Below are 11,225 nucleotides of genomic sequence, written 5' to 3' on the forward strand. Positions count from 1 at the left end.
GGATGGCTCGATTTGCGCAAGGCGGGTGGTCGTGTGCGTGCTGGGCGCGGACTGCACGTGCTCTCGGTCTACGAGGGTTTCTTCTCCGGCGGGGCCCGGATCGTTCACAGTGACGTCGTGCGGGGGCTGCAGGAGGGTGGCCAGCAGCAACGGGTGCTGAGCATCCATGGCGAGGTGCACCGGGAGGCCACCCGGCAGCGGATGGAGGACGACGCCTGCTACCGGTCGCTGACCGCGGCCGGGGTGGGCGTCACTTCCCTGGGCCGGACCTTCCCCGCAAGCGGTGATCCAGCCACGTTCACCGGACCGGAGCTGGCCGATACGGCCCGGGCCACGGCCGACGCGGACGTCATCCTCTCCCTCAAGGAGCAGCCGCTGCGCCTGCTCAACCAGGCGGGCCTCCCGCGCCGCCCGGTCGTGGTCTGTCTGCACCGCTCCGACCCGGAGAACCAGGGCCGGGCCCTCGACGACCTCAAGGCGGCCATCGCCGACGGCACGGTCGCCGCGTGCGTGTGCTGCGCGGAGTCCACGCGGGCCGCGTACGAGGCCGCCGGGATCCCGGCCGGTCTGCTGCACGTCATCCCGAACGGCGTGGACCTCCTGCGCTTCCGCCCCGACCCGGCCCGGCGGCTCGCCCTGCGCACGTCCCTCGGGATCCCCGCCACCGCCCCGGTGGTCGTCTTCGCGGCCCGCTACGACGCGATGAAGAACGTCCCGCTGTTCCTGCGGGCCGCGCGGGAGTGGCTGGAGCGGGAGCCGGCCGGGCACGTGCTGATGTGCGGTGCCGGGATGACGCCCCTCAACCCGGGGCTGGACGCGGACATCGAGGCCGCGTTCGGCACGGCCCGGCGGCGGCTCGCGGACCGCCTCCACCCGCTCGGGGTACGGCACGACATGGAGCACGTCTACGCCGCCGCCGACGTGGTCGCCCTCACCTCCTCCTGGGGCGAGGCGGCCCCGCTGTGCCTGATCGAGGGCATGATGTGCGGCGCGGTCCCGGTGGCCACCGACGTCGGCGACAGCGCGGCGATCGTGACGGGTCACGGCATCGTCACCCCGCCCGCCCCGACGGCCATCGCCCACGCATGGACGACCGCCACCGCCTCCCGCGCCGACTTCGCCCCGGCCCTCGCCGCGAGCCGCGAACGCTTCAGCCGGTCACGGATGATCGCGTCGTACGCCGCCCTGCTGGACCGGGTGGCGGCGGGTGCCGCCGCCGCGCGGCGGACGCTGCCGGAGCCGCTCTGACCCCGTGCCCAACTCGTCCCGCCATTGGACGGTTGATGCCTCACATACACCACCATGAATAGATTCATGGTGTGAAAATCGACATCTTCAGCGAGATCCAGAACCCCTACGCCGACCTGGGCATCGACCGGCTGATGTGCTTCCAGCAGGTGGGCGCACTGCCCCACGGGAGCGTGCTGAGCAGCATCCGGCTGGTGGGCGACCTGATCCCCGAGTTCGACCAGTAGGCCGTAGGTCCTGTTGGTGACGACATGAGGAGGGGCCGCCGGTCCCAGGCCCGGCGGCCCCTCCTCTCCCCTCCTGATACGGCCCCGGTCCGTCACTACCGGGGCAGCACCACGACATACGCGGCGGGATCCCGGTCGCCGGACGCCATCAGTGCCGTGCGGACGACGGCCGCCTGCTGCTCCAGGGAGTCGCGCAGCTTCTTCGGGGTGATGTAGACGACCGTGATGCCGAGGCGCTCCAGGTGTTCGCGCTTGCGGGCGTACTCCGACCACAGGGCGTCCTCGTCCTGGCGGGGGGCGCGGGTGTCCAGCTCGACCGCCACCGCCTGCTCCGGCCAGTACGCGTCGAGGCCGCCCAGGTGCGGGCCTCCGGGGAGGCGCAGGTCGACGTTCCAGACCGGGTCGGGGAGGCCGTACTCCTGGACCATCCGGTACAGCCGGTCCTCGGCGATCGCGCGGCCCTCGGCCAGCAGCGAGTCCACCGCGTCCACCACGTGCGGGCGGCTCAGCAGCTTGGAGTTGTTCAACTCCCTTACGACCGAAGCCGGTTCGCAGTGGCCGCTGCGCACCGCCTCGGTCAGCAGACGGCGTACCGCGCCGGCGTCCGACAGCTCGGAGACCGCGTCGGCCAGGGCGCGCGGGACCGGTGCGATCGGAACTCCCGTCACCTGCTGGGGAGTCGGGAGCGCAGCCGTGCGGACGATCCGGGCGCAGCCCGTCGAGCGCAGCCGGCGCAGCCGCGGGACCAGGACGTCGATCTTGTCCAGGGACAGCAGCGGCGGGGCGGACGTGAAGCCGTGCAGGGTCAGCGCCGCCAGGCCCGTGATCACGGCCTCCGCGTACACCGGTCGGTGCGGTTCGTCCGCGCGGGGCTGGGACGGCACCCCCGGCGCCGACTCCCGGGACGCGTACATCAGCACCGCGTGCAGCCGCTCCTCGCTGGTCGGCGGGCCCGGGTGGAGCAGGAAGACGCCCGGGAGGAACTGCTGCCAGGGGCCGCCGGGGCGGCACTGCTCGCTGATCTCCGCGGACGAGACCCCGTGCGAGCGCAGCACAGCCGTCGTCACGACTCGGCGGTGCACCTCCGCGAGGTGGCGGAGGGGGCGGGGGGAGGCCGGGGGGAGCGGGGTGTTGTGGTTCATGCCGGGGGTTTTCCGCGCCCGGTCCGCGCTTTAACCGCTGTTACACGCTCGTCGACAAATACGGACAAGGCGGCACTAAAGGACGGGTGTTCGGGTGCCGATAGGGCACGGAAAACCCCTGGTCCAAACGGGTTGGCCCAGGGGTTACGGGTGTTATTGACCGGATTCCGTAACGGTCACTGGTGGCTCAGTCGTTGGCCAAAGCTTGGGCCCGAAGCGCCCGGGCCAGGTCGTCGCGCGCCTCGAGGACCAGCCTGCGCAGCGCCGGCGCCGCGTCCTCGTGGGCCGTGAGCCAGGCGTCGGTCGCCTCCAGCGTCGACTGCGCCTCCTGCTGCGGCGGGTAGGCCGGGAACAGGCCCCGGACCACGTCCATGCCGATCTGGATCGACCGCTCCTGCCACACCCGCTCGATCGCCGCGAAGTACTTGGAGACGTACGGCGCGGTCAGCTCCCGCTGCGACGGCTGCGCGAAGCCCGCGATCGTGGCCTCCACCAGCGCGTTGGACAGCGCGTCCGACTCCACGACCTGCGCCCACGCCTGCGCCTTCACCGCCTCCGAGGGGCGGGCGGCCAGGCAGCGCACCTGGTGGCGCTTGCCGGACGCCGTGTCGTCGCGGGCCAGCTCGGCCGCCAGCACCGTCTCGTCCGCGGCCCCGTGCGCGGCCAGCGGTTCCAGGAACGCCCAGCGCAGCTCCTGGTCGACCTCCAGCCCCTCGATCTTCTCCGTCCCCTCCAACAGGCCCCGCAGCAGCTGCAGATCGGCCGACGCCGAGGCCACCGTCGCGAAGAAACGCGCCCAGGCCAGCTGGTGCTGGCTGCCCGGCTCGGCCGCCCGCAGCTCGCGCAGGGCGCCCTCGGCGAGCAGCGCCTCGCCGGTCGGACGCCACTCGGGCGCCACGTAGTGGACCAGCGCCGAGTTGGCCCACGCCTGCAGCATCTGCAGCACGCCGATGTCCGACTCGCGGCCCGCGAAGCGCAGCACGAAGTCGACGAACTCCCTCGCCGGCAGCAGCGCGTCCCGCGTCAGGTTCCACAGCGCCGACCAGCACAGCGCCCGCGCGAGCGGGTCGGTGATGTCGCCGAGGTGATCCTTCAGGGTCGCCAGCGACTGCTCGTCGAACCGGGTCTTGCAGTACGTCAGGTCGTCGTCGTTGACCAGCACGAGGTCGGGAGCTTGGAGGCCGGCCGCATACCCGACCACGCTCCGTGGGCCGTCGACGTCGACCTCCTCCCCGGCGTAGCGCTCCAGGGTTCCCGCCTCGGTGCGGCGGTACAGGCCGACCTTGACCCGGTGCGGCCGCAGCTCCGGATGCGACTCGGCGGCCTCCTGCACGACCGCCAGTTCGTCGACCCGGCCCTCCGCGTCCAGCAGCACCTGCGGAGTGAGGGAGTTGACGCCAGCCGTCTGCAGCCACGCCCGCGACCACGTGGCCATGTCCCGGCCGCTGGTCTCCGCCAGCACCGACAGCAGGTCGCCCAGGCGCGTGTTGCCGTACGCATGCCGCTTGAAGTAGCGCCGCGCGCCCTCCAGGAACGCGTCCCGGCCGACGTACGCCACCAACTGCTTCAGTACGGAAGCCCCCTTGGCGTACGTGATGCCGTCGAAGTTGAGCTTCGCGTCCTGCAGGTCGCGGATGTCGGCGGTGATCGGGTGGGTGGAGGGGAGCTGGTCCGCGCGGTACGCCCAGGCCTTGCGGCGGTTGGCGAAGGTGATCCAGGCGTCCTTGAAGCGGGTCGCGCCGACGTTCGCGAACGTGCCCATGAAGTCCGCGAAGGACTCCTTCAGCCACAGGTCGTCCCACCACACCATGGTGACCAGGTCGCCGAACCACATGTGCGCCATCTCGTGCAGGATGACGTTGGCCCGCGCCTCGTAGGACGCCTGTGTGACCATGCCGCGGAAGATGTACTCCTCGCGGAAGGTCACCAGGCCCGGGTTCTCCATCGCGCCCAGGTTGTACTCGGGCACGAACGCCTGGTCGTACTTCCCGAAGGGGTACGGGTAGTCGAAGTTGTCGTGGAAGAAGTCCAGGCCCTGCTTGGTGACCAGGAAGACGTCGTCCGAGTCGAAGTAGGGCGCCAGGCCCTTGCGGCACAGGGCGCCGAGGGGGATCTCCAGCGTCGTACCGTCCTCGAAGGTGCGGGAGTACGAGTCGGTGACGTAGTGGTAGGGGCCGGCCGTCACGCATGTGATGTACGTCGAGATCGGCTTGGTCTCCGCGAACTTCCAGACGCCGTCCGTGAGTTCGCCGACGCCGTTGCTCCAGACCGTCCAGCCCTCCGGTGCCCGTACCTCGAAGCGGAAGGGGGCCTTGAGGTCCGGCTGCTCGAAGTTGGCGAAGACGCGGCGGGAGTCGGCGGGCTCGTACTGGGTGTACAGGTACACCTCGCCGTCCTCGGGGTCGACGAAGCGGTGCAGGCCCTCGCCGGTGCGGGAGTAGGCGCACTGGGCGTCGACGATCAACTCGTTGTCGGCGGCCAGGTCCTCCAGGAGGATCCGTGAGCCGTCGAAGACCGCGCCCGGGTCGAGATCCTTGCCGTTGAGTGAGACGGCGGTCACACTCGGCGCGATCAGATCGGCGAAGGTGGCGGCGCCGGGCTCGTTGCTGCGGAAGCGGATCGTGGTGACGGACCGGAAGGTGCGCGGACCGTCGCCGACCTCGTCGCCCACCGCTGTACGCAGATCGAGGGACACGTCGTACCCGTCGACGGACAGCAGTGCGGCCCGCTCCCGGGCCTCGTCGCGGGTCAGATTCTCACCGGGCACGGGCAGTACTCCCTCTGGACATATCGGACATGGGTGGGGTACGGCGGAACAGGACCGATCCTGCCATGTGCCCCTGACGCCGGGCACCCGGGAATGGGGGCGGCATGGTGGGTGTTGCCTGGGGAAACGCACGCTTTTCCTAGGAGAGCCATGTCCGAGAGCGCGACCACCTCCGCCAAGACCCCCGTCGACTTCTGGTTCGACCCGCTGTGCCCCTGGGCCTGGATGACGTCCCGCTGGGTGCTGGAAGTGGAGAAGGTCCGGGACATCGAGGTCCGCTGGCACATCATGAGCCTGGCCGTGCTCAACGAGAACCGGATAGACGAGCTGCCCGAGCAGTACCGGGAGATGCTCGCGACCAAGGCGTGGAAGCCGGTGCGCGTGGTGACCGCGGCCTGGCAGAAGCACGGCGCGGACGTCCTCGGCCCGCTGTACACGGCCCTCGGCACGCGCATCCACAACCAGGGCGAGGGTCCGACCGTCGAGGCGATCGTGGGCGCTCTGGCCGACGCCGGCCTGCCCGCCGACCTGATCGACTACGCCGACCAGGAGGACTTCGAGTTCGAGGCCGAGCTGCGCGCCTCCCACAAGGAGGGCATCGAGAAGGTCGGCCAGGAGGTCGGCACCCCGGTCATCGCCGTCCCCGGCTCCGACGGCGAGCAGATCGCCTTCTTCGGCCCGGTCGTCACCCCGGCCCCCAAGGGCGAGGACGCCGCCAAACTCTGGGACGGCACCCTCGCTGTGGCCTCGGTACCGGGCTTCTACGAAATCAAGCGGACCCGGACGGCGGGGCCGGACTTCAGCAACCTGTAAGGGTCACCCGTCGGCGGCCTCCTCCTTCTCCTTGCGGAACTTCTCGGGGAGGAGGCCGTGTTCGCGCACGTGGCCGGCGGGGAAGTACGTCAGGCAGCCGACAGCAGTGCAGCGCCAGAGGTTGTCCACGAAGAACCGGGCCCCCTTCGCTTCCCGGACCGCCGCTTTCTCGTCGTCGTGCAGCTTGCGGAACTCCTGCATCGAGCCGCAGTTCGGGCATGCCCGGGTCCTCGTCATCAACCCCTCCTCGCGATCACCGCCAGGTCCGGGAAGTCGGTCACCACCGCGTCGACTCCCAGGCGGTAGTACAGCGCGTACTCGGCGAACGCGTCCCCGAAATCGTCGGGTCCGGTGCCGCGGCGGAGTTCCGGCGGCAGGAACTGGTTCTCGGAGCGGAAGGTGTACGGGCCCACCCGCAGGCCCGCCGTGTGCGCGTCCGTGAGGAGGGGCGTGCCGGTGAGGGACGACTTGTCGGGGCCGATCCAGTCCGCGTACTCCGCGATCCTCGCCAGGCCCTCCGGCGTCATCATGTCCTGGTAGGTCGTCGAGGGCAGGTCGTACGGTCCGCCCGTCGTACCCAGCGCCTGCCACAGCGGCAGGCCCAGTCCCGTCATCCGCCGCAGGCTCGTCGGTTCGAAGGACTGGATGACGCATTCGCGCGGGCCCAGCCGGTTGCGGCGGACGGCGGCCGCCAGTCTCGGCTCCAGCTCCAGGCCGATCGAGCGGAAGTACGTTGGGTGTTTCGTCTCCGGGAAGACGGCGATCGTGCGGCCGTACGTCTTCGACAACCTCCGTGCCAGGTCGACCACTTCCTGGAAGGTGAGGACCTGGTCGCGGCCGTCGAAGACCGTGTTGCGGTTGCGGACGGAGGGCAGGCGCTCGACCGCCCGCAGGGTCTTGAGCTCCGCCAGCGTGAAGTCCTCCGTGAACCAGCCGGTGACCGAGCGCCCGTCCACCGTCTTCGTCGTACGGCGGTCCGCGAACTCGGCGTGCGCGGCCACGTCCGTCGTCTGCGAGATCTCGTTCTCGTGCCGGACGACCAGGACGCCGTCCTTCGTCGGCACCAGGTCCGGTTCGATCCAGTCGGCGCCGGTCTGCGCGCCGTAGGTGTACGCCGCCGCCGTGTGCTCGGGGCGCCAGCCGGCCGCGCCCCGGTGGCCGATGACCAGCGGGCGGTCCGGGTGCTCGCCGGAGGCCGCCCGTGCGGGTACGGCCGCGGCCGCCGGGGTTGCGGCGGCCGCGAACAGCAGGGATCGGCGTCTTATGCGGTACATCCAACTCCCTTTCGTCGTACGGCAATTCAGCTGCGCGCCCGGCCCCGCGCCGCCGCCAGCCGGGCGAGATGGTCCTCGTAGGCCTTCGCGTAGTACGCCGCCCGGCCCGTGTCCGGCTCCACGACGGCCGTCGGCTGGGTCCACGCCGCCGCGTCCAGCGCCACCCCGTACCGTTCCGCCGCCGCCAACACCGCGCCGCGCGCGCCCACTTCACCCTCGACCACCCTGAGTGGGCGCCCCAGGACGTCCGCGAGCAGCCGCATCCAGGCGGGGCTGCGTGTGCCGCCGCCGCAGACAGCCAGCGAGCCCGTCAGGCCCGCCGCCTCCAGACAGTGCCGGGCGGCGTACCCGATGCCCTCGCAGGTCGCGCGGACCAGGTCGGCCTTCGTCGACTCCAGGGAGACACCGGTGAGTTCGGCGCGCAGCCGGGGCTCGACGAAGGGGGCGCGTTCGCCGGACGGGGCGAAGTACGGCAGGACGCGGACGCCGTTCGCGCCCGGCGGGGTCTCGGCGAGCAGGCCGTCGACCTCCTCGTGCCGGACGCCGGTGGTCGACAGCACCCAGTCCAGGGCCGCCGTGCCGACCATCGCGGGCATGGCGCGCAGCCGGTGCCCGGGGCGGTCGGTGGAGATGTACAGGCCGGCCGGTTCGCCGCTCAGGTCGAGGTCGGTGGTGGCGACGAGGCTGGCCAGACAGGTGCCGACGATGAGGAGACCGTCGCCCGGGGTCGTGACCCCCGCGCCGAGTGCGCAGGACGGCAGGTCGTACGGCCCGTTCGCGAGCCGGGTGCCGGACGGCAGACCCTCGCCGAGCGCCTCCGCGGTGGCGATGGGATCGCCGACGGGGGCGAGCAGCCCACGGCGGTGGGTGAGGCCCAGCAGCTCCACCACCCGGTTGTCGTACGTCCGGGTCCGCGGGTCGAGGAACGGCATCGAGGCATCCGAGACATCCGTCGTCACGGGCGCGCCGGTCAGCCGGCGGAACACCATGTCCTTGCAGTACAGCGCGGTGCTCGCCGCGTCGAGGGACTTCGGTTCGTAGCGGTCCAGCCAGGCCAGCAGCGGACCCGGACAGCCCGGGAACATGGCGCTCCCGGTCCGCCGGAACACCGTCTCGAAGGTGCCGTCCGCCAGCCACTGGTCGAGCAACTCGTGCGCCCGCCCGTCCATCCAGGAGGCGGCGGGCCGCACCGGCCGCCCTTCCTTGTCGACCAGCCAGACACCGTCGCCCTGACCGGTGAGGCCGGCGAGCTCGATCGGCTCCGGCACCTTCGCGGTCAGCTCCTGAAGCACGGCGACTACGGCCGCGTACACCTCCTCCATGTCCTGCTCGACCACACCGCCGTGCAGGGCGAGCCCCACCGCCCTTGCTTCGACGGCCAGTTCACGCCCGGTCGCGTCGAACGCGGCGGCCTTCACCATGGACGTACCTACATCGATCCCAACGTACATAGCGGCCTCTCCTTACGGTCCGATAGCCGCCCTTCAAGGGGCGCGGGGAACTGCGCGACCGGCCACGACGGCGCTGCAGACAAACGACGACACTTCCCGACACTCATGTCAGAGCGTGAGCCAGTGGCTCACCCCGCACCCACCGCCCCACTTCCGCGGCAGCGATCCGCGCCGCCTTCTCCGCCACCGCGCGCGACGCCCCGCCCAGATGCGGCGTCATCACCAGCCGGTCGCGGAACCCGAACAGCCGCGAACCTTCCGGCACCGGCTCCTGCTGGTAGGTGTCCAGGGCCGCCGCCGACACCCGCCCGCTCTCGAGCGCGTCGCACAACGCCTCCTCGTCCAGGAGGGGCCCGCGGGCCGCATTCACCACCACCGCGCCCCGGGGAAGCAGCGCCAGCTGCCGCGCGCCGATCAGGCCGCGGGTCTCGGCGGTGAGGCGGGCGTGCAGGGTGATCACCCGGGAGCGGCGCAGGAGTTCGTCGAGCGAGGAGACGCGCAGGCCGTGGATCTCGCCGCGCACGTAGGGGTCGTGGACCATCACCTGCGCACCGAAGGCGCACAGCGCGCGGGCGACCCGGCTGCCGACCGCGCCGTAGCCGACGAGCCCGACGGGCAGGTCCTCCAGCTCCAGGCCGCTGTGTTCGTACGTGTAGTACGTCGCCCCCTGCCAACTCCCCTCCCCGGCGAGGAGGTTGTGGGCCTGCGGAATGCGGCGCAGGGCCGCGAGCATCAGCCCCACGGTGAACTCGGCGGTGGCGGCGGCATTGCGGCCGGGCGCGTAGCAGACGCGGACGTCGTGCCGCTTGGCCGCGTCCAGGTTGACGTTGACCGGGCCGCCCCGGCACACGACCACCAGCCGCAGGTCGCGGCAGGCGTCCAGGACGCGTTCCGTGACCGGGCCCATCTGGGTGACCAGCACCTGCGCACCCGCCAGCGCGTCGATCAGCTCGTCCTCGGCGTCGCTGGCCTCTGTCACCTCCGCCACCGGGCCGAAGGGCTCGAGCGGCCAGCCCAGCGTCAACTCGACTACATCGCAGGAGAGTTCGTGACCGATCGCCTCCCTGATGAGGGACGGCAGGATGAAATGGTCGCCGGCGGCCACCACACGCACACTGTTGCCGTTGGTCATCGCAGGGAGTCTCCCGTCTCGGCGTCGAAGACATGGGTGAGGCGCGCATCGGCGGTGACCCGCACGCGCTCGTCGTGGGCGAGGCGCACCTCGGGGTCGGTGAGGACGACGAGGGGGCGTTCGACGCGGTCGAGGGCGAGGGTGGCGATGCCCGCCTCCAGGAGGGGTTCGTGGGCCACGACCCTGGCGGGCAGACCGTCGTCGCCGGAGAGGCGGAGGTCCTCCGGACGGATCCCGACCACCACCTCCCGGCCTTCCGCCACCGGCACCGGCAGCGCGATCCGCACCGTGTCCGACAGTCGGGCGTGGCCGTCGGCGGTCGCGATCCCCGTCAGCAGGTTGATCGCGGGTTCACCGACGAAGTCCGCGACGAACAGGTTGGCCGGGCTGTCGTAGATCTCGTACGGCGTCCCCAGCTGCTGGATGACGCCGTCCTTCATCACGGCGATCCGGTCGGCGAGCGAGAGGGCCTCCTCCTGGTCGTGCGTCACCAGGATCGTCGTATGGCCCAAGTCCCTTTGGATGCGCTTGAGTTCGCGGCGGGTCGTGTCGCGCTGGGCCGCGTCCAGATGGGAGAGGGGTTCGTCCAGCAGCAGTACGTCCGGTTCGCGGATGAGCGCCCGGGCCAGTGAGACGCGCTGTTTCTGGCCGCTGGACAGGCCGGCCGGGCGGGCCTGAAGGATGCCGGTGAGGTCGACGCGTTCGGCGATCTCGGCGACCTTGCGGGTGACGTCCTTGCGGTCGCTGCCCCTGCGCGCCTTCAGCCCGAACGCCAGGTTCTCCGCCACCGTCAGCGGGGGATAGAGGGCGTAGTTCTCGAAGGCCACGCCGATGTTGCGGCGCTGCGCCGGGCGGTCCACCACCGACGCGCCGCCCACCAGGATGTCCCCGCCGGTCACCGTCTCCAGACCGGCGATCATCCGCAGGGTCGTCGACTTGCCGCATCCGGAGGGGCCGAGCAGCCCGAGCAGCTCGCCGGAGTGCAGAGCGAGGTCCATGCCGCGTACGGCGTCCACCGGCGGGCGCCCCCGAGAGCGGTAGGTCTTGCGCAGATCACGTAGCTCCAGCTCGGTCATCGCTGTCCCCTCATTTCGGCTCGCTCGCCTCGGGGCGCTTCAGCCGGTGTCGAGGCGGCGACCGTGCTCAGCCCTTCGGGCCTCCGCGCGCGCAC

10 protein-coding genes are annotated in these 11,225 nt (G+C 71.4%); 3 read left to right on the forward strand and 7 right to left on the reverse strand.

Annotation, left to right across the window (positions count from 1 at the left end; all coding sequences use genetic code 11):
- Positions 1–57 precede the first annotated feature (57 nt).
- Both ABZ880_RS06495 and ABZ880_RS06500 read left to right on the forward strand, forming a co-directional pair.
- Complete coding sequence (locus tag ABZ880_RS06495; protein WP_361258191.1) at positions 58–1,248, forward strand: glycosyltransferase; 1,191 nt, start codon at positions 58–60, stop codon at positions 1,246–1,248.
- Between the two features lie 71 nt (positions 1,249–1,319).
- On the forward strand, positions 1,320–1,475 hold the full coding sequence (locus tag ABZ880_RS06500) for a hypothetical protein (RefSeq protein WP_361257821.1): 156 nt from the start codon (positions 1,320–1,322) through the stop codon (positions 1,473–1,475).
- A gap of 95 nt (positions 1,476–1,570) precedes the next feature.
- Here ABZ880_RS06500 and ABZ880_RS06505 read toward each other — a convergent pair whose 3' ends face one another.
- The gene (locus tag ABZ880_RS06505) at positions 1,571–2,617 is read right to left on the reverse strand and encodes a hypothetical protein (RefSeq protein ID WP_361257824.1); all 1,047 of its coding nucleotides are present in this window, start codon (positions 2,615–2,617) and stop codon (positions 1,571–1,573) included.
- A gap of 187 nt (positions 2,618–2,804) precedes the next feature.
- On the reverse strand, positions 2,805–5,384 hold the full coding sequence (pepN, locus tag ABZ880_RS06510) for an aminopeptidase N (protein WP_361257827.1): 2,580 nt from the start codon (positions 5,382–5,384) through the stop codon (positions 2,805–2,807).
- Positions 5,385–5,534: 150 nt separating this feature from the next.
- On the opposite strand from pepN, the gene ABZ880_RS06515 reads away from it, so the two are divergent.
- The gene (locus ABZ880_RS06515; protein WP_361257830.1) at positions 5,535–6,197 is read left to right on the forward strand and encodes a DsbA family protein; all 663 of its coding nucleotides are present in this window, start codon (positions 5,535–5,537) and stop codon (positions 6,195–6,197) included.
- Positions 6,198–6,200: 3 nt separating this feature from the next.
- Here the strand turns inward: ABZ880_RS06515 and ABZ880_RS06520 are convergent, their stop codons facing one another.
- The 5 genes from ABZ880_RS06520 to ABZ880_RS06540 form a co-directional block, all read right to left on the reverse strand.
- On the reverse strand, positions 6,201–6,434 hold the full coding sequence (locus ABZ880_RS06520) for a hypothetical protein (RefSeq protein WP_361257833.1): 234 nt from the start codon (positions 6,432–6,434) through the stop codon (positions 6,201–6,203).
- Positions 6,434–7,471 (reverse strand): glycerophosphodiester phosphodiesterase family protein, encoded by a 1,038-nt coding sequence (locus ABZ880_RS06525; protein ID WP_361257836.1) that lies wholly within the window; start codon positions 7,469–7,471, stop codon positions 6,434–6,436. The genes ABZ880_RS06520 and ABZ880_RS06525 overlap by 1 nt, the downstream gene beginning before the upstream one ends.
- A gap of 26 nt (positions 7,472–7,497) precedes the next feature.
- On the reverse strand, positions 7,498–8,922 hold the full coding sequence (locus tag ABZ880_RS06530) for an FGGY-family carbohydrate kinase (RefSeq protein WP_361257839.1): 1,425 nt from the start codon (positions 8,920–8,922) through the stop codon (positions 7,498–7,500).
- A 103-nt stretch (positions 8,923–9,025) separates the two neighbouring features.
- Positions 9,026–10,054 carry a 2-hydroxyacid dehydrogenase gene (locus tag ABZ880_RS06535; protein ID WP_361257842.1) on the reverse strand — a complete coding sequence of 343 codons (1,029 nt, stop codon included), beginning with the start codon at positions 10,052–10,054 and terminating at the stop codon, positions 9,026–9,028.
- A complete protein-coding gene (locus ABZ880_RS06540; RefSeq protein ID WP_361257845.1) occupies positions 10,051–11,130 on the reverse strand; it encodes an ABC transporter ATP-binding protein in 1,080 nt (359 codons plus the stop codon). The genes ABZ880_RS06535 and ABZ880_RS06540 overlap by 4 nt, the downstream gene beginning before the upstream one ends.
- Positions 11,131–11,225: the final 95 nt, after the last annotated feature.

The organism is Streptomyces sp. NPDC047043 (assembly GCF_040644055.1).
GTDB lineage: Bacteria > Actinomycetota > Actinomycetes > Streptomycetales > Streptomycetaceae > Streptomyces.